15 protein-coding genes are annotated in these 18,807 nt (G+C 66.2%); 8 read left to right on the top strand and 7 right to left on the bottom strand.

Annotated features, from left to right (window positions below):
- Nucleotides 1–173: 173 nt before the first annotated feature.
- The gene (locus V6Z91_RS05970; RefSeq protein WP_338767918.1) at nt 174–2,579 is read left to right on the top strand and encodes an ABC transporter permease; all 2,406 of its coding nucleotides are present in this window, start codon (nt 174–176) and stop codon (nt 2,577–2,579) included.
- Between the two features lie 72 nt (nt 2,580–2,651).
- The gene (locus tag V6Z91_RS05965; protein ID WP_338767915.1) at nt 2,652–4,727 is read left to right on the top strand and encodes a TonB-dependent siderophore receptor; all 2,076 of its coding nucleotides are present in this window, start codon (nt 2,652–2,654) and stop codon (nt 4,725–4,727) included.
- A gap of 100 nt (nt 4,728–4,827) precedes the next feature.
- Here V6Z91_RS05965 and V6Z91_RS05960 read toward each other — a convergent pair whose 3' ends face one another.
- The 3 genes from V6Z91_RS05960 to V6Z91_RS05950 all read right to left on the bottom strand — a co-directional run bounded on the left by V6Z91_RS05960 (nt 4,828) and on the right by V6Z91_RS05950 (nt 9,145).
- The gene (locus tag V6Z91_RS05960) at nt 4,828–5,166 is read right to left on the bottom strand and encodes a YkgJ family cysteine cluster protein (RefSeq protein ID WP_338767912.1); all 339 of its coding nucleotides are present in this window, start codon (nt 5,164–5,166) and stop codon (nt 4,828–4,830) included.
- Between the two features lie 84 nt (nt 5,167–5,250).
- Complete coding sequence (locus V6Z91_RS05955) at nt 5,251–7,434, bottom strand: FUSC family membrane protein (RefSeq protein ID WP_338767909.1); 2,184 nt, start codon at nt 7,432–7,434, stop codon at nt 5,251–5,253.
- A gap of 13 nt (nt 7,435–7,447) precedes the next feature.
- On the bottom strand, nt 7,448–9,145 hold the full coding sequence (locus V6Z91_RS05950; protein ID WP_338771749.1) for a M14 family zinc carboxypeptidase: 1,698 nt from the start codon (nt 9,143–9,145) through the stop codon (nt 7,448–7,450).
- Nucleotides 9,146–9,312: 167 nt separating this feature from the next.
- On the opposite strand from V6Z91_RS05950, the gene V6Z91_RS05945 reads away from it, so the two are divergent.
- Both V6Z91_RS05945 and V6Z91_RS05940 read left to right on the top strand, forming a co-directional pair.
- Complete coding sequence (locus tag V6Z91_RS05945) at nt 9,313–10,254, top strand: MBL fold metallo-hydrolase (RefSeq protein ID WP_338767906.1); 942 nt, start codon at nt 9,313–9,315, stop codon at nt 10,252–10,254.
- Nucleotides 10,255–10,359: 105 nt separating this feature from the next.
- Entirely contained in the window at nt 10,360–11,097 is a 738-nt protein-coding gene (locus V6Z91_RS05940) for a hypothetical protein (protein WP_338767903.1), read from the top strand.
- Nucleotides 11,098–11,108: 11 nt separating this feature from the next.
- On the opposite strand, the gene V6Z91_RS05935 is transcribed toward V6Z91_RS05940, so the two are convergent.
- Nucleotides 11,109–11,666 carry an NAD(P)H-dependent oxidoreductase gene (locus V6Z91_RS05935; RefSeq protein WP_338767900.1) on the bottom strand — a complete coding sequence of 186 codons (558 nt, stop codon included), beginning with the start codon at nt 11,664–11,666 and terminating at the stop codon, nt 11,109–11,111.
- 51 nt (nt 11,667–11,717) lie between these two features.
- The gene (locus tag V6Z91_RS05930; protein ID WP_338767897.1) at nt 11,718–12,602 is read right to left on the bottom strand and encodes a LysR family transcriptional regulator; all 885 of its coding nucleotides are present in this window, start codon (nt 12,600–12,602) and stop codon (nt 11,718–11,720) included.
- A gap of 87 nt (nt 12,603–12,689) precedes the next feature.
- Here V6Z91_RS05930 and V6Z91_RS05925 point away from each other — a divergent pair, with 87 nt between their 5' ends.
- On the top strand, nt 12,690–13,295 hold the full coding sequence (locus tag V6Z91_RS05925; protein ID WP_338767894.1) for a glutathione S-transferase N-terminal domain-containing protein: 606 nt from the start codon (nt 12,690–12,692) through the stop codon (nt 13,293–13,295).
- 1 nt (nt 13,296) lies between these two features.
- Nucleotides 13,297–13,611, top strand: coding sequence for an SMR family transporter (locus V6Z91_RS05920; protein WP_338767891.1), 315 nt, complete (start codon nt 13,297–13,299; stop codon nt 13,609–13,611).
- Between the two features lie 54 nt (nt 13,612–13,665).
- On the opposite strand, the gene V6Z91_RS05915 is transcribed toward V6Z91_RS05920, so the two are convergent.
- Both V6Z91_RS05915 and V6Z91_RS05910 read right to left on the bottom strand, forming a co-directional pair.
- Complete coding sequence (locus V6Z91_RS05915; RefSeq protein WP_338767888.1) at nt 13,666–15,822, bottom strand: S46 family peptidase; 2,157 nt, start codon at nt 15,820–15,822, stop codon at nt 13,666–13,668.
- 188 nt (nt 15,823–16,010) lie between these two features.
- Entirely contained in the window at nt 16,011–16,280 is a 270-nt protein-coding gene (locus tag V6Z91_RS05910; RefSeq protein ID WP_338767885.1) for a GlsB/YeaQ/YmgE family stress response membrane protein, read from the bottom strand.
- Between the two features lie 231 nt (nt 16,281–16,511).
- On the opposite strand from V6Z91_RS05910, the gene V6Z91_RS05905 reads away from it, so the two are divergent.
- Nucleotides 16,512–17,645 carry a hypothetical protein gene (locus V6Z91_RS05905; RefSeq protein WP_338767882.1) on the top strand — a complete coding sequence of 378 codons (1,134 nt, stop codon included), beginning with the start codon at nt 16,512–16,514 and terminating at the stop codon, nt 17,643–17,645.
- A gap of 139 nt (nt 17,646–17,784) precedes the next feature.
- Nucleotides 17,785–18,759 (top strand): IS1595 family transposase, encoded by a 975-nt coding sequence (locus V6Z91_RS05900; RefSeq protein ID WP_338767879.1) that lies wholly within the window; start codon nt 17,785–17,787, stop codon nt 18,757–18,759.
- Nucleotides 18,760–18,807 lie beyond the last annotated feature (48 nt).

The following is an 18,807-nucleotide window of genomic DNA, read 5'->3' as shown; positions in this document are numbered from 1 at the left end:
ATAAACTTTTCATTCGTGATGTTGGCCATGCGTCAAATGTATAACTCTCTTGGTGTCCGCAAGTGGACAACGCAACTGTCCGGCTTCGAACGCATGGCCCGGCATTGCGGGCGCGACAACTACTGGCACAATGATTGCAACGCTGGCAAGAACCAACAACAACGGAGACAAAGATGCGCTTGCGCGACTTCCGCAGCGGCTGGCGCGTGCTGGCCCGCCAGCCGCTGCACACGGCGACCATGCTGCTCGGACTGGCCATCGGCCTGGCTGCCGCCTTCCTGCTGCTCGCATTCGTCCATTACTCGTTCAGCTATGACAGCACGGTGCCGGACAACCGCAACGTCCACGTGGTCAAGCACAGGCTTCACCTGCTGGCGCAGCCCCATTGGATCGAGCAGATGCCGCTGCCGGCCCGTGATGTGCTGGCTCGCAGCGGCCTGCCGGTCACGCTGTGCACGGCGATACCGCACCGGGAAATGGTGAAGGCCGATGGCGAAGTGCGGGAAATGACGTTCACCGAGGTCAGTGCCACGTTCCCTGCCATGTTCGGCGTCGACGCGGCGGCAGGCGACCTGGCGGCGGCGCTGGCGCGGCCGGACGGATTGGCGCTCACGCCGCGCGGGGCGCGGCACCTGTTCGGTACCGCGGGCGCCCTGGGGCGCACGGTCGACGTCAATGGCCGCGTGCTGCGCGTGCTGGCGCTGTTGCCCGAACCGCCATCGAACACCACGCTGCCGTACACGGCGCTGGTCGGCGAGGGCACGGTGCTGTGGGCGCCGGGCGAGCGGGAAAAGGCGCGCCATAACTGGATGGCCCTGGCCGGCAAGCTGTATGCGCATGCTCCCGGCGTGAAACCGGAGGCGCTCGCCGCACCGTTGCGGCAGGAAGCGAACCGCGTGGTCGCGGCGACCGTCGGAGCCGATGCCATGCGCCGTGCCGGTGGCAAGATGGTGGAGGTGGCCGTCACCCCGCTGTCGGAAGCGTATTTCGACACCGACGTAGCGGTGTTCCACGGCGGCGAACGCGCATCGAAGCCACGCGTGCTGGCGCTCGCCGCACTGGCTTTCCTGATCCTCGCGCTTGCCGGCACCAATTACGTCAATCTCGCCACCGTTGGCGTGCTGGCGCGGGGCCGCGAAATCGCCGTCCGCAAGACGCTTGGCGCCGGCACCGGGCGGCTCGCCGCGCAGTTCGTGGCCGAGTCGGTCGCTGTCGCGCTCGGCGCCACCGCCCTGGGCATGCTGCTGGCCTGGCTGTTGCTGCCCCTGTTCTCCGAATTGATGGGCCGCCCGCTGGATGCCTTCCTGTCGCCATCGTCACTGCTGGTGGCGCTGGTGCTCGGGCTGGCCGTGGGTCTGGCCTGCGGCATCTGGCCCGCGCGCATGGCGCTGCGCGTGCTGCCCGCTCAAGCGCTGGCGGGCAGGGCGGGCAGCGAACCGGCCGGCAACGCGTGGCTGCGCCGGATACTGACGGTATTCCAGTTCACCGCCGCCATCGCACTGTGCGCGCTGGCCCTGGCCATCGGCTGGCAGGCGCGCTTCGCCGCGCAGGCCGATCCCGGCCTCGCGCTGGACGATTTCGTGCTGCTGCACCTGCGCGACGGGGCCACCGTCGATTCCCGCCAGTCATTCTTCGCGGCGCTCGAGCGCGTGCCCGGCGTGCAGGGCATAGCCGCCATCGACCTGCCTTTCGGCCATGCGATGGTGCGCAGCAGTACGGCGTTTCGCGGCCCCGCGGGCGTCGAGCGGCGTGTCGAGATGAGCCTGGTCAGCCCCAGCTTTTTCGCGGTGACGGGCATCGCGCCGATGGCCGGCGGGGCTTTCGATGCCGCCCGTCCAGCTGCGGTGCAAAAAGGCGACGTGATGCTCAACGAGGCGGCGGCGCGCGCCCTTGGATTTGCCTCCGGCGCGGCCGCTGTTGGCCAGGTCGTCGCGATGGGCGCGAGCGTGCCGCTGCGCGTGATCGGCATCGTTCCGCCGCTGCGCCACAAGGGCTTGCGCCAGCCGCCGCAGGCAATGGTGTACATGGTCGAGCAGGGCAATGCGAACGTGGTCATGGTGCGTGCCGGCCTGGATGCGGAAGATTTGCAAAAGGCGGTGGCGCCGCTGCTGCGGCGCTACTTCCCCGGCCCGCCCGTGTGGGTGCAGCGCGCCCGCGCCGTGTTCGAGGATGGCAGTGCGGACGACCGGCGCATCGCCAGCCTGCTGACCTTGGGCGCGCTGGTCGCGACGGGCATTGCGGCGTCGGGTATCTATGTGCTGGCGGCCGGCAGCATGCGGCGGCGCGGCCGGGAAATCGCGCTGCGCAAGTTGCACGGCGCGGGCGGCGGCGCCATCGCGCTGCTGGTCGGCACCGAGTTCGCGCTGTTGCTGCTGGCGGCGGCCATGCTGGCCTTGCCGCCGGCAGGCCTGGCGATCGCCCGCTACCTGGCCGGCTTCAGCGCCGCCACCCAACAGGCATGGTGGGCATTGCCGGGCGCCTTGCTGGTCGGCGCGCTGACGGTGTTCGGCGCCACGCTGCGCCATGCGTTGGCGGCGATGCGGATGGCGCCGGCAACGGTGTTGCGCCAGGAGGACTAGCTCATCCAGCAGCTCGATCTTGTAAATGAGAAGTGTTATCATTTTCGTTTGCTTAACTTTTTCGAGCTTCCGATGCCTGTCCAACGCTTCCACCTCACCCGCGGCGCCCTGGCTGTGTGCGCCGCCTTCGCCTCTTCGCACCCAGCGCTCGCCCAGGAAGCGAACGAGCCGCTGGAAACCGTGACCGTCACCGGCAACTGGCTCGGTTCGGGCCTGCAGAACAGCGTCAAGAACTTTGCCGGTGCGCGCACCGTGGTGCAGAAGGAAGACATCGAAGCAACCGGCGCCTCGAGCATCGGCGACGTGATGCGCCGCATTCCCGGCGTGCAGGCAACGGACAACTCGGGCACCGCCGGCAGCGCGATTTCGCTGAACATCGGCGTGCGCGGGCTGACCGGGCGCTATTCGCCGCGCTCCACGGTGCTGCTGGACGGCGTGCCGCTGGCGGTCGCGCCTTACGGCCAGCCGCATTTGTCGTTCGCGCCCGTGAGCCTGAACAATATCGAAGCCATCGACGTGGTGCGCGGCGGCGGCGCGGTGCGCTATGGCCCGCAGAACGTGGGCGGCATCATCAACTTCACCAGCCGGTCGATCCCCGATGCGCCGGGTGTCGCGGGCGACGCGTCGCTCCGCTACACGGACTTCGGCGAGGGCGGCCACAGCACGCAGTACAGCGCCTTCCTCGGCACCCAGCTGGACAACGGCTTCGGCCTGGCGCTGCTGTACTCGGGCATCGACGGCACGACCTGGCGCGCCGGCAGCGACGAGAAAGTAAACGACTTCGCGCTGAAGTGGCGCTATCTCCTGAGCCCCACGGCACAGGTGTACGGCAAACTGTCCTACTACGACGTGAAGTCGATGACGCCCGGCGGCCTGACCGTGGCCCAGTACGGCGCCGACCCGTTCCAGAACACGCGCCCGACCGACTTCTGGGATGGCCAGCGCAAGGGCATCGACCTGGGCTACCTGAACACGCTGTCGGCTACGCAGGAAGTGGAAGTGAAGGTGTACTACAACGAGAGCGAGCGCCGCAGCTCGCTGATCAATGCGGCGCGCACGTCTAACACCGTCCAGCCGCGCAACTACCAGGTGCTGGGCATCGAGCCGCGCTACACGCAGCGCGTGCAATGGGGCGCCACCACGCACGACATCACGGCCGGCTACCGCTACCTGCGCGAGCGCGGCGACGACAACAACTACACGGTCGCCGTGGCGACCGGCGCGCAGGGCGCCGTCACCACCTTCGACAATGAAACCGACGCCCACGCCATTTACGTGGACGACCGCATCGCCTATGGCGCCTGGCGCATCACGCCAGGCGTGCGCTTCGAGAAGATCGATTCCCGGCGCACAGAGCGCGCCGAACGCAGCGATAAGCGCGCGTTCGACACGTCCAACGACAAGGCGCTGCCGTCGCTGAACGTGGCCTACCTGGCCACGCCCGCGCTGACCGTGTTCGGCAACTACGGCACCTCGTTCGGCCCGGTGCAGAACACCCAGCTGAATTCCCAGACCGCGGCCAATCCGCTGAAGCCGGAACTGGCCAGGACGGTGGAACTGGGCGCGCGCTGGAAGGCGAACGGCTTGACCGCCGAGGCCACGCTGTATCGCCTGCGCTTCGACAACCAGATCCTGCAAGTGCCGGGCAGTAACCCGCCCGTGTTCCGCAACATCGGCGCCACGGAGCACGAAGGCATCGAGACGGCCGTCGACTACCGTTTCGCCGGCGTGCTGGAAGGCTTGTCCGCCTACGCCAACTGGAATTACACGAAGGCGATCCAGGAATCGGGCGCCACGGCCGGACTGGACGTGCCGTTCTACGCGCGCCGCACCGGCACCATCGGCGCCCGCTACGAGATCGGCCGGTTCTCCGCCAGCCTGTCGGGCACGGCGCAGGGCAAGCAATTCTCGGATGCGGAAAACACCGTCGCCGAGTCGGCCAACGGCGGCGTGGGGCGCATTCCCGGCTTCGGCACCGTCAACGCTCAGGTGGGCTGGAAATTGCCGGGCAAGCCCGGCGTGCAACTGCTGGCCGGCATGAACAACCTCGCCGACAAGCGCTACTACACGCGCAATGTGGATGGCAATGCCGGGCGCATGGTGGGCGCCCCGCGCACGGCCTACGTGCAGGCGCGGGTAACCTTCTAAGAGTGCCTAACAAAACCCGCAGGGCAAGGCGCGGCGTCGAAGACAGTACACCTGTACGGCGAGACGTTGCAACGCAGCCATGGGGGTTTTGTTAGGCGCTCTAAACCACCGAAGGCTCGGCCAGCGGCGCCAGTCCATAGGCGCCGCGCGCCTTGTCGCACTCGGGCGTATAGGCGGCGAAGTCGCGGCAGGTGGTCGAGCGCAGCGGATAGATCGAGCAGCCGACCCTGCGACCCACTTCCCCCTCGAGCGCCACGCAGCGCACCGGCGACCGTTCGGTGCCGCGCATGGCGATGCGGTGCGGCGTGATGGGAATGGTCATGCGGCGCGGCACGGTGCCGCCGGGGTGGGCGTCGCTTTCGCCCCAGTAGAAGGACACGCGGTAATGCGCGCAGCAGGCGCCGCAGTCCTGGCAAACGTCGGAAGTGGATTCGGACATCGTCGGCAGGTCGATGAAGGCTTGACCGCCAATGATATCAGGATGACCACGGACGAGCCAGGGGACCGGGATGCCTCCCGCCCGTCACACCCTCACGACATTCCTCTCGATCGCCTCGCTGTGCACGAGGATCTTTTCCGCGTCGGCCTGCAGCAGCCGCACGCGCCGCTGCACCACGGGCCAGCCGGGCCAGTCCACCGACCCGGCTGGCGCGATCGTTTCCGACCACGCCAGGTCGTCTTCCAGGTTCGGTACCGCCACCTGCACGCCGTGCCTGCCCAGCGCGCTGGAGAGAGCGCGGCAGACCTGCACGTGGCTGGCCGCCAGCATGCGGTTCACCTCGCGCGCGGGAATATCCTTCACGTGCCGGCGCAGGATCGCCCGCAGGGCGGCCACGTGCGCCACCAGCAGGTAGTTCTGCACCACGAACAGGTTGATGTCTTCCACGGCGCGGCGCTTGCTTGCCGGCTCGTCCAGCATCCGCACCATGGCGGCGGACAGCATCGCCAGCGCATCCATCAGGCCCTTGCGCTGGATGCGGTAGGGGAAGTCGTTGCGGCACTTGCCCTGCAACAGCTCGAACGCCGCCTCCATGTAGCGCAGGTTTGCGGCCAGCACTTGCTGCACCAGCTTGGGCAGCGACTGGTATTCCCAGCTCGCCAGCACGAAGCTGAACACGGTGGCCACCGCGGCGCCGATGAACGTGTCCACCAGCCGCTCGGTGATCACGTGGATGCTGCCGCCGGCGGCCAGGTTCATCTGCAGCAGGATCATGATCGACACGGCGATCGCCGTGTAGCGGTAGCGCAGGTAGACGAAGGTGGGCGTGGCGATGGTGGCGAGCACCAGCGCGGTGAGGATCACGGCCGGATGGTTGAAGAACAGCAGGATCACGGCCGTGATCACGCAGCCGATCACGGTGCCCGTGATGCGGTCGCCGCGGCGCTGCTTCGTCATCGAGAAACTGGGCCGCAGGATGATCACGATGGTGAGGATGATCCAGTAGCTGTGCGCCGAATACGGCAGCAGCGTGCCGATCGACAGCCCCACGGCGATCGCCATCGCCACCCGCAGCGAAAAGCGCAAGATCGGCGAGTCTATGCGGAAGTGCGACAACATCACCTGCAGCTCGTACTTCTGCTGGGACAGGAAGGGTTGCATGTCGGCGTCCAGCCAGAACGGCGTGCTCTCGGACACGCGCTGGCTGGCGACGTGCAGCTCGCCCACCATGCGGATGATCGCCCGCACCTTGTTGCGCTGGGCGCGCAGCACGGCCAGCGCCTCGTGCGCGGGCTTGCCGGCATCCACGCGGCGCTGCAGCTCGGCCAGTTCGGCCTCGATGGCGGCGAGTTCGGGCTCGTAGCTGATCGCCGGGAACGACGCCTTCTTGCGCGTGACGGCGTAAGCCACCGATTCGATATCGCGTGCGCACTTGTATGCCAGTCCCCGCAGCGCGTCCAGCGCGGGCGAGCCGGCCAGGTGCACGCGCAGCTGGGCGTAGTCGGTATGCGTGGAGAGGATCTGCTCGTACAGGTCCAGCATGCACACGTGGATCTGTACCACGATCGCATCCTTGCGGTTCTGGTGCGAGCGCAGGATCAGGTCGCGCGAAGCCTGCTGCTTGTCCGCCAGCGCGGCCTGGTGCCGCACCAGCCGGTTGAACTGCTCCGTGAGGTTGTAGCGCGTGTCGTAGAAGTCGGCCTTGATGTCGATGTAGGCGGCCAGCTCGAACAGCGCCTCGGCCAGCACCTGCTGCTTGATGCGGTGCCGCAGCAGCCACGCGATGCCCATCGCATACGCGAGGTAGGCCATGCCGCCCAGCGTGAACAGGCCGGCATGGGCCAGCGCCTGCAGCGGCGTGAGGTGGTGCTCCATCGACATGGTCATGATGAACAGCGTGGCGAGCTGCAGCGGCATCGACTTCTTGCCGTACACGATCATCATGCTGGCGAAGAACGACAGCAGCACGAGCACCACCATCAACAGGGCGAAGTGGGGCGCGCACAGGCTCACCAGCAGCGTCACCAGACTGCACAGCAGTACCGACGCCAGCATCTCGTTGAGCTTGTGGCGCAACGGGCTGGGCATGTCCATCAGCGCCGTGCACAGCGCGCCGATGCCGACCGACATCGCCGTGGCCATGTCGGTGAACGCGAGCGTGGCCCAGGTGATGCCGATCAGGCCCGCGCCGAAGCGCAGGCCGAGGTGGAAGTAGTGACTGTGGAAGAAGGTGCGCGGGCTCAGTGCATAGTGTAAGGACTGGGACATGGACCCGCCTTCGTTACAGCAGCCCCAGTACCGGATAGCGGCGCCATTCCGGCTCCGCATGGCGCGCGCAGTGGTGCAGGATGAAGTGCAGCACCGCTTCCTGGTTCGACAGCAGGTCCGGGTTGGCGGCCTTCCATGCGTCGAATTTCGCGCGCAGTTCCGGCTCTTCCTCCAGCAGTTGCACGGCCAGGTCTTCGAACACGTAGTCCGAGATCGCTTCCTTCTTCTCCAGTACGGAATTGAAGAAACCCCAGCGGAAGAAGCTGTCGTGCGCCTGCGGTTCCAGCGTCTCCACGGCGTAGCGGGCATTGTCCTGGTCCAGCGGCACGATCCAGTCGCCCGCGTTCAGCGTGAAGGTGCCGGTGCGGGCCTCCACGTCCACCGTGTCGTGGAACATGTGGCCCTCGTAGGCGGTGGCGCGGGTCGACAGCTCGCCGATCTGGTAGTAGCGGGCCTCGACCTGGCGTTCGGCCTGCACGCGGGTCATCCGCACGCCGTTCCATTGCAGGCGCTCGATGACTTCGCGCCACGCCTGCGGGATCGCGTAGGCGTTCGGCACCTGGACCACCGTGTCCGGCAGGAAGCGGTTGAAGTAGGGGATGTCCTTTTCATAGGGCTTGCTACGGTCGTACGAGAGGCGCATGTAGTTGCCCAGCACGCTGGGGTGGCGGCGCGCTTCGTAGCCCTTGAAGCGGAATGTCGATGGCGTGTCCGACATCTTCCACGTGACCGTCCATTCCTTCTGCCGGCGCTGCGTTTCTTTCGCTTCGCGGCGCAGGCGCTGGATCTGCGGGGCGTGCGCCACGGTGAACTCGCGCGTCACGTCCAGCAGCGTGCGCATCGATTCGTAGCGGTCCTTGAACGGTTTCAGCATGTGCGTCTCGGGCATGAAGCCGATCACGTTGTGCAGCGCCGTGAAGCCGGTCGAGAAGCGGGGCACTTCGAGGAATTCGGCGATGCCGTCGTCCGGCGTGTCCTGCACGGGATTCACGTACGGGCAGGTGGGCCAGCCGCGTGCGGCCATCTCGCTGTAGATGTGGGGCAGCATCGTGTCGCGCAGGAACGGGCCGAGGCTTGAGCCCAGCTTGTCGGCCTGCGTGTGGATCAGCGTCATCGTGTACGTGTAGTCGGCGCCGTTAGAGGTATGGGTGTCCACCATCACGTCCGGGTCCCAGGCCGTGATCAATTCGTTGAAGAAGCGCGCGTTCAGGGTGTCGCACTTGATGAAGTCGCGGTTCAGGTCCAGGTGGCGGCTGTTGCCGCGGAAGCCGAACAGTTCCGGGCCCTCCTGGTTCGGGCGCGAGGTGTTGGCGCGGTTCAGCGCGCCGTCCACGTTGTAGACCGGCACGAACAGCAGGACGGTGTCGCCCAGCGTGGCCAGCCTGGCCGGATCGAAGCAGAAGTCGCGCACGATCGCCATGCATGCATCGATGCCTTCGGGCTCGCCCGGGTGGATGCCGTTGTTGTTGAAGTAGACCGGGCGGCCTGCGCGCTTGATCGCCTCGCGGTCGAACACACCGTCCGCGCTCACCACGCCCACGTGCAGCGGGATGCCGGCATCGGACACGCCGGCCTGCCCGAAGCGCAGCACATTGGGGAAGCGCCGCGCCAGTTCTTCATAGAACGCGATGCATTCGGTCCACAGCGTGGTCTGGTTCTGGTTGCCTTTTTCGTAGGGCGTGAGCATGGGAGTGAGCGATTCGGGGTGCATGGTCTGGATCTCAGGAGCAATGACGGGAACGGTGGCGCCGGGTAGGCGGCCGAGCCGGGATTGTAGCATCGCGTCATCTGTGGCGAGGGCGCCGCAGCGGCAGGGAAACGTGCGGACGAGGTGGCGGAAACCATGCTATCAACGGCGTTTTCAGGAGGAGGAAACCGATGGAACGGATGCTGACTTTCACCGCGAAAATTCTCTGCATGCTGGCCCTGGCAGTTGCTGGCAGTACCAGCGCGCAGCAGCCGGCCACGGCGGCGCGCTACACCCTGAACATTCCCGTGAGCACCCCGGCGGCGCAAGCCGGGCACTCGGTGCAGTTCATCGGCACGGCGACGGTGCTGATCCGCCATGGCGGACTGACGATCCTGACCGACCCCAACTTCCTGCACAAGGGCGAGCACGTGCACCTGGGCTATGGCCTCAGTTCCGAACGGCAGACCGATCCGGCCATCGAATTCGAGGCACTGCCGCCGATCGATCTCGTGCTGGTGTCGCACCTGCACGAAGACCATTTCGACCGGGTGGTGTACGAGAAGCTCAAGCGCTCCACGCCCATCGTCACCACCTCGGCGGCGGCGGATGAATTGCGCAAGCGGGGTTTCACGGCCGTGGTTGGCCTGGGCACCTGGCAAGATCTGGAGGTGACCAAGGGCGACACGACGCTGCGGCTGACGGCGATGCCGGGCCGCCACGGTCCGTTGCCCGTGGCCGCCATGTTGCCGTCCGTGATGGGCTCCATGCTGGACTTTTCATCGGCCGCGGGGCGCTACCGCATCTATGTTTCCGGCGATACGATGGTCTACGGCGACATCGAGGAAATCCCGCGCCGCTTCCCCGGCGTCGACCTGGCGCTGCTGCACCTGGGCGGCACGCGCATCCTCGGCATCGTGACGGTGACGATGGATGCCAAGGAGGGCGTGAAGATGCTCAAGCTGATCGCGCCGCATCGGGCGATCCCGATCCACTATAACGATTACGACGTGTTCAAGTCGCCGTTGTCGGACTTCCAGAAGGCGGTGCAGGAAGCGGGGCTGGCGGAGAAGGTCAGTTACCTGAAGCATGGCGAGACCTACCGGTACGAGCCGGTGAAGCGGTCACGTTGAACCGCCGTGGCGTTGCCGGCATGTTGCAACGCACGAGGCATTGCGGCACTTCATCCTCGCTCGCAGGCGGGCATGCTATCTGTGGGCTTTTCCATGGAGGTCACGATGAAGATGCCGCGCGCTTGGTTGCTTGCGTTGTCGCTTGCGTTGTCGCTTGCATTCTCGCTTGCATTCTTTTCTCTGCTGTTCGCCGCCACGCGAGCGCAGGCTGCCGACGTGCCCCGCTACCGCATCACCATTCCGTCCGGCGCGGCGCGCCAGGACCCCGGCGGTGTCGTGCAATTCTTCGGCACGGCAACCGCGTTGCTGCGCGTGCGCGGGCTGTCGGTGCTGATCGATCCCGGCATCGACGGCGACGCCTTGCCGCATGACATGGCCCGTGCCGACCTCGTGCTGCTGTCGAATCCCGACTGGCAGGGCATGGCGGCGGTGGGATGGAGCGCGCGGCCCGTGGTGGCGATGACGGGCACGGCGGAACGCCTGCGCAGCCACGGCGTGCACAGCGTGTATCCGCTCGACACCTGGGAAGGCATCACGGTGCGCAAGGGCGATACGCGCCTGCGCCTGACCTCGATGCCCGACCCGCGCGGCCTGCGGCCCGCGCTGATGGCGGCGATGCTCGATTTCGGGCCGGGCTGCCGCGTGCTGGTCAACCACGGGGAACTGTCGGCCGCGGAGATCGGCCTGATTCCGCAGCGCTTTCCAGGCGCCCGGCTGGCACTGCTGCGCCAGGCCGGCACGCCGCTGCTGCTGGCCATGGACAAGGATGGCCGCGAACCGGTGCCGTCGCATCCGGTCGCGCGCGGCGAGCCTTACCGCTTCGGCACGCCGACCTGCCAGTAGCCTTGCCCGGCTTACTTCTTCGCGTTCGCCTCGACCCACTTCTCGAACGAGGCCAGGAACTTGCCGATCAGCTCCTTCGTCTGCTCGTTGTTGATGCTGCCGTCCTCGGCCAGGTAGTTGGCCGAGCCGCCGATGTACAGCTCCGGTGCCGGCATCACCGGCACGTTCAGGAAAACCACGGCCTGCCGGGTGTTGTGGTTGGCGCCGAAGCCGCCCTGGGCGCCGGGCGATTGCGATACGACGGCGGCCGGCTTGCCATCCCACACGCTCTGGCCCCAGGGCCGCGAACCCACGTCGATCGCGTTCTTCAGCGCGCCGGAAATCGTGCGGTTGTATTCGGGCGTGAAGAACAGCACCGCGTCGGCGGCCTTGAGCTTGTCGCGGAATGCCGTCCACGACTCGGGCGGCGTGTTGGCATCGTCGAGGTCCTGGTTGTACAGCGGCATGTCCAGCTCCACCAGTTCCGCTTCCAGCGACGGTGGCAGCATTTTCGCGACGGCCTGGGCATATTTGCGGGTCAGCGATTCCTTGCGCAGGCTGCCGACGAGGACAGCGACTTTCTTTGCCATGCTTTTCTCCTGAGGTGTCAATAAAAACGCGTGTAAAAAAGCCAATCTACCTCAAGCAGCCGAGATGTGCCGCGATTGTGCCAGCTCGTCATGCAGGAAGCGCATCAGCGTGCGGACCCGCGCCGCACCGCGCAGGTCGCGGTGGCATAGTAACCATAGCCGGGTGGCGAAACGGGGATCGGGTTCCGCCAGTTGCACCAGGCCAGGCCGTGCTTCCGCCAGAAGGCAGAGCAGCGGCGCGACGCCGAAGCCGGCGGCCACGGCGTCCGCCATCGCCACCAGGCTGTCGACACGCACGGCCACGCACGCCGGCGGCACGTGCTGCGCCATCCACTGCGCGGCGGCAAGGTGGGCCAGGCTGTCGTCCAGGCCCACCCAGCGGTGGCGCGACCATTCACCGTGGGCGGTACCCTGCACCTCGTCCAGGTAAGCCTGCGACGCATACAGTGCAGTCGCCACGCTGCCGACTTCGCGGCCGACGAGGTTGGGAGGCGACGTGTTGGACGGCCGCAGCGCCACGTCGGCTTCGCGTCGTGTCAGGTTCAGGAAGCTGTTGTTGACCACCAGTTGCAGGATCACGTTCGGATGCAGGTCGCGGAAGCGCTTGAGCAACGGCACCAGCAGCGGGGCCAACGTGTCGGTGGTCGTCAGCCGGATCGTGCCGGACAGCGCTTCGTCGAGCCCGGCCAGCGTGCGCGCGGCCGCGTCGATCTGTTCCTCGACGGGCAGCAGGCGCTCGCGCAGTTCCTCGCCGGCGCCGGTGGGCACATAGCCGGTCTGCAGCCGCTCGAACAGGCGAACACCGAGCGCGCGTTCCAGGCTGTCCAGCCGGCGCAGCACCGTCGAATGGTTGACCTTCAGCTCGCGCGCCGCGGCAGCGATGCCGCCCGTGCGCACCACGGCGGCGAAAGTGTGCAGCTCTTCCCAGTTATGCATTGGTGCAGGATCGCTATGCGGAAATAGGGAATTCTAATGCGTTCGTGCCGCATGCATACTCATCGCATACCATTCACGGAGAACCCCATGATCACGTTCTACACGGCCGCCACGCCGAACGGCCACAAGATCGCCATCGCGCTGCACGAACTGGGCATCGGTCATGAAGTGCACAAGGTGGACCTCGCCGCCGGCGAACAGCACCTGCCGCCGTTCAGCGACATGAGCCCCAACCACAAGATCCCGCTGATCGTGGACGGCGGCCGGCCGATTTTCGAATCGGGCGCCATTCTGGTCCACCTGGCCGACAAGGCCGGAAAGCTGCTCCCGGAAAACGCCGCCGGACGCAGCGCCGTGCTGCAATGGCTGTTCCTGCAGGCCGCGCACATCGGGCCCATGCTGGGCCAGCTGTGGTACTTCCGCCATGCCGGCGGCGCGCCGAACGAGGGTGCATTGCAGCGCTATGGGAATGAAGCGCGCCGGCTGTACGGCGTCGTCGAAGGGCAACTGGTGCGGCACGGCTGGCTGGCCGGCGACGCGTATTCGATCGCCGACATCGCCGCCTGGCCCTGGCTGCGCGAGCACGGTACGCTGGGCATTCCGATAGCCGATTATCCGGCCACTGCGGCGTGGCTGGAGAAGATCGGCGCGCGGCCCGCCGTAGTGGCGGCGCTGGTGGCGCAGGGGGCGTGACATGGCCTGGCTGTTGGTGCTGGCGGCGGCGCTGGCGGACGTGGCGATGGCGCTGGCCTTGAAGCATGCCGATGGCTGGACGCGGCCCTGGCCCGCCCTTCTTGGCCTGGTGTGCGCGAACGGCGCCATCGTGCTGCTGACGCTCGCGCTGCGGCAGTTGCCGGTCGGTACCGCGTTCGCCGTGTTCACCGGGATCGGCGCGGCCGGCGTGGCCGCCGCCGGCATTGCGCTGTATGGCGAGAGCGCCGCGCCGTTGCGGCTGGCGCTCATTGCGGGTATCGCGTTGTGCATTGCCGGCCTGAAGTGGACGGCATGAAAAAAGCCGCGCCCCCGAGGGGACGCGGCTTTCATGGCGTAGCCAGGGAAGCGCTTATTCCGCGCCCATCTCGCGCAGCAGGTTGTCGGCATTGTCCACATGCTTCATGTTCCACAGCATGTAGCGCAGGTCGACCTGGATATCGCGGGTGTTGGCCTTGTTGAAGTCCCAGTCCGAGATGATCGAGTCCAGCGTGCCGTCGAACGCCAGGCCTACCAGCTCGCCCTTCGCGTTCAGCGCGGCCGAACCGGAGTTTCCGCCGGTGATGTCCAGCGTGGCCAGGAAGTTCACGGGTACCGTCTTCAGTTTCGGATCGACGAACTTGCCGAAGTCCCTCGACTTGATCGCGGCCAGCTGCGCTTTCGGCGCATTGAATTCGCCCGTGCCGGTATGCTTGGCCAGCACGCCCTTGACGGTGGTGAATGCCGTCCATGCGGAACCGTCGGAGCCGTGGTCGCGGCCGGCCACGTTGCCGTAGGTGACACGCAGCGTGCTGTTCGCGTCCGGATACACGGCGCGGCCCTGCGACTTCATGTAGGCGATCTTGGCCTTCATGTAGCTGGCGTAGGCTTGCTGCAGCTTGCCGCCCAGCTCTTCCTCTTGCGCCTCTTCCTTCAGGTCGGTGTCGTACAGGGCGACGGCGGCCTTGATGAAGGCATCGTTGCTGGCCTGGAAATCGGCCGGTTTCTTCTCCAGCCAGGCATTGCGCTCGGCGGCGTCGTTCAACTTCGTGCCGGCATACAGCTTGTCCAGCGCGGCGGACAGTTCCGCGTCGCTCATGCCAGAGCGGATGCCCAGCGCGGCGTTGAATGCGCTCTTCTGCTCGGCGGCAGGTTGCGCCAGGTAGTTCTTCAGGTGGTGCATGGAGATCGCCTTGTCCACCTTCGGATCGAAGGTGCGCACCAGCGACGCCACGCCGGCCTTGATGCGCGGCAGGTCGCGCACCTGGTAGCCCAGCTTGCGTTCGGCATCCGGTTTTTGCGTTTCGTTGGCCAGGCGGTACAGCGTGCGCGCGGTGGTCAAGAGGCGCGGCTGCGCATAGCTGTAGTGGAAGTCGCGCTTCACGCCAGCGTCGCGCTCGGCGATCAGGTGCTCGACCTTGGCGATATCGTCGCCGAACTCGGCCTTGCGCTTGGTGTCGGCGTTGATCCACGTCTTCAGTTGCTCGTGCTCGGCCGTCTTGCGCTGCAGCAGGTCGCTGCCGGCATACGAGTCGATCATGCCCTGGCGGTTCTTGTAGTAGTTGTTGATGCTGGCAACCTGGCCGGCGTACTTCAGCGCCAGGTCCTTGTTGTCCCTGGTCTCACGATCGATGATCGCCAGGTTGTCGGCTGAAGCCTTCACGAATGCAGGGTAGAACCAGTCGAAGGTGAACTGCACTTCCGAAGGCAGGCGGTGGCGGTTGGTGCGGCCCGGGTAACCCATCACCATCACGAAGTCGCCTTCCTTCACGCCTTCCTTGGCCAGCTTGAGCACGTGCTTGGGCTGGTAGGGAACGTTATCCTTGCTGTAGTCCGCGGCCTTGCCATCCTTGCTCACGTAGGCGCGGTAGAAGCCGTAGTCGCCCGTGTGGCGCGGCCACATCCAGTTGTCGGTATCGCCGCCGAACTTGCCCACGCCTTCGGGCGGCGCGTGCACCAGGCGCACGTCGCGGATTTCCAGCTGCTTGATCTGGTAGAACTCGAGGCCGCCGTAGAACGACGGCACGGTGCAGCGGTGGCCGGGGTCCTGCTCGCAGGCCGCCACCAGGGCTTTCTGGTTCTTCTCGATCGCATCGCTGCGGGCCTTGCCGGACAGCTTGGCCACTTCCGGGGTCACCACCTTGTCCGTCACGTTCAGCACTTCCTTCGTCACGAACACGCGCGTGCCGGGCGCCGCGGGCACTTCCTCGGCCAGCGTGCGCGCCACGAAACCGTTGGCCAGCAGGTCGCGTTCCGGCGTGGAGTTCTGCGCCACGCTGTTGTACACGCAATGGTGATTGGTGACGACGAGCCCTTGCGGCGACACGAACGACGCGGAGCAGCCGCCCAGGCTGACGATGGCGCCAGCGGGGAATTCGGTCAGGCGGGTCAGGCTGTTCGGATCGAGTTTCAGGCCGGCCGCTTTCAGTTGCTTGGCGATCTGCGGCAACTGCTGCGGCATCCACATGCCTTCGTCGGCATGGGCGGACGTGATGCTCAGGATGGCGAGCGCGAGAAGTGATTTTTTCATGCGATGGTATAGGAGTAGTTGTAGGCGTCCCTGGATTTGCCGCGCGGGTTACGTGGCGCGTGCAAGTATCCGCATCGCACTGAGATTCGTCAATCAGGAATTTTGATGGCAAAACCGCATGAAATTTGGTGTTCAGGCATGAAAAAAGCCGGCCCGTGGGCCGGCTTGCGTGGCTTGCGCCAGGTTGGTTAGCGTGCTCGTCCGCGGAAGACCAGGTTGACGATGGCCAGCAGGATCACGGCGCCGAGGAACGACACCAGCAGCGAGAGTGGACTGAAATCGTCGGAATTGATGGTGCCCGTGCCGAACAGGGGCGACAGCAGCCAGCCGCCCAGCAGTGCGCCGACGATGCCGACCACCACGTTCAGGAACAGCCCTTGTTGGGCGTCCGTTTTCATGACCAGGCTGGCAAGCCAGCCAATGATGCCGCCGATAACGATCCAGATAATGAAGTTCATGCTCGTTCCCCCTTACATATCGTTGAGACATATCGTTGAGAATAGAGACCGGGCCATCAGCCCTGCCATGGAAAAAAGTGTAACGGCTGGAGAAGCGCGTGGTCCGTGCGCCAGCGTACGTTCGCCGCACGAGCGCTCGGTTGCGCGCACTTGGTGCGTAAGCGTACAGAAAGGTGCGGTCCGCACGACTATTGTGCAAGTGTCCATCGACCCTATGAAAGGAATACAGCCATGAGCCAAACCAATCAGAATTCCCGCCTGGTCACGGGCCTGTTCAATGACCGCGAAAGCGCCGAGCGTGCCTATCACCATGTCACGTCGCGTGGCTACGGCAAGGATGACATCAATGTGCTGATGTCCGATGAAACCCGCAAACGCTACTTCAGCGGCGACCAGATCGAAACGGAACTGGGCAGCAAGGCTGCCGAAGGTGCCGGTATCGGCGCCGGCGTGGGCGGCGCGATCGGTGCCGCGCTGGCGGCCGTTGCCGCCGTGGGCACCACGCTGGTCCTGCCGGGCCTGGGCGTCGTGGTGGCCGGCCCGCTGGCCGCCGCGCTGGCAGGTGCCGGTGCGGGCGGCCTCACCGGCGGCCTGCTGGGCGCGCTGATCGGCGCCGGCATTCCGGAAGAGCGCGTGCAGCACTACGAGGAAGGCTTGAAGAAAGGCGGCATCGTGATGGGTGTGAACGCCCGTTCCGACGACGATGCGGCACACATCGAATCGAGCTGGAAAGATAGTGCCGGCCAGCACGTGATCGGCACCGGCCTCGGTGCGGCAGGCGGCGCCGCCGCGGGTGCGGCAGTCGGCACGCCGGGCGGCCCGATCGGCATGGCGGCAGGTGCCGTCGTGGGCGGCATTGCCGGCGGCCTGGCCGGCAAGGGCGCGGCCGAAGTGGTGAACCCGAAATCGGGTGACGACCTGAGCGACCACCACCTGGCGACGGGCGTGGGCGCGGGCGGCGGCGCGATGGCCGGCATGGCCATGGGTGCCGCGGCCGGTCCGGTCGGCATGGCGGCCGGCGGTGCGATCGGCGCGCTGGCCGGCGGCATGGCCGGCAAGGGGATCGGCGGCCTGGTCAACCCGGCCGAGGAAAAAACATACTGGGAAGAACAGCACAGCAAGGAGTCGTACTACAACCCTGCATACCAATACAACGACTACGACCCCGCTTACTCGCTGGGCTACAACGGCCGCGCCAACTACCCGGGTGACTGGAATACCAACGAGTCGAACCTGCAGAACGAGTGGGAGCGCACGAAGGGGCAGTCGCGCCTGTCCTGGAACGAAGCGAAGAGCGCGACCCGTGCCGCCTGGGACCGTATCGAACGCCGGATTCCGGGCGATTCGGATCGCGACGGCAAGTAAGATGTGACGATGCGATGAAAGGCCGGGAAATTTTCCCGGCCTTTTTTCATGGCGCTGTTCGTCAATGCTTGGGGAACTTCCACCGCGAAACCCTGTCTGACCTCCTGTTGAGCTACTTCATGCATATCAGGAGGCCGAAATGGGGACGGCGGATTTTCAAGTGGTGTTCAAGGCGCTGTGCCAACTGCAGTTGGCAGCAGGCGAAGTAGCGACCTTGCGGGAATTCCTGGCCACGATCGCGCACCCTGGCCAGTGCCTCGCCCTGATCGAGGCGGCGGCGGGAAGACCTCCTTGCCCGCATTGCGCCTGCCCCCATTGCCACCGCAGCGGCAAGGCCAACGGCTTGCAGCGCTATCGGTGCATGGGATGCAGAAGCAGTTATAACGCGTTGACCGGCACGCCCCTGGCCCACCTCAAGCGGCGTGACAAATGGCTGGCGTACCTGCAATGCCTGATCGAATCGACGACCGTGCGCGGCGCGGCCAAGCGGGTGTCGGTGGCCAAGTCGACCAGTTTTCGATGGCGGCACCGGTTCATTGCCGCCGTCCGGCAGGAGCGGCGCCCCGAATTGTCAACGGTCGTGGAGGCCGATGAAACCTATCACTTGGAATCGCAGAAGGGATCGCGCCACTTGGACCGCCCGGCCCGCAAGCGGGGCGGCAAGGCGACCCGGCGCGGCATCAGCTGCGAGCTCGACTGCATTCTCGTCGCCCGCGACCGCAACAAGCTCACGTACGACTTCGTGACCGGGCGCGGACCGGTCAGCGCGGGGCAACTGGCCAGGCACCTGCTGCCCGTACTGGCGCGGGACGTCATTCTTATCAGCGATGGCGCCAATGCTTACCAGGCGTTCGCGCGGCAGGCCGGCATCACGCACGAATCAGTCAACGTGCAGCGCGGCGAGAGGGTTCGAGAGGCCATCCACATTCAAAATGTTAACGGCTGGCATAGTCGCTTCAAGACATGGCTGCGCCGGTTCAACGGTGTGGCCAGCCGCTACCTGGCCAATTACACCGGCTGGCAACGCGTGCTGGACGCTGGCGCGCTCACCACGCCGTCGCACTGGCTGGGCGTCGGGGTGGCGCCGAGCAAGCAAGGCTCAGGCCGCTACTGACAGCGACCGGATTCAGAAGTTCCGTGATTACGGGAAAGCCTAGCGTCC

This window comes from Massilia sp. METH4 (assembly GCF_037094685.1).
Classification (GTDB): Bacteria; Pseudomonadota; Gammaproteobacteria; order Burkholderiales; family Burkholderiaceae_D; genus Rugamonas.
The sequence above is the reverse complement of the archived record's forward strand: the minus strand, read 5'-3'. Positions and strand labels throughout refer to the sequence as shown.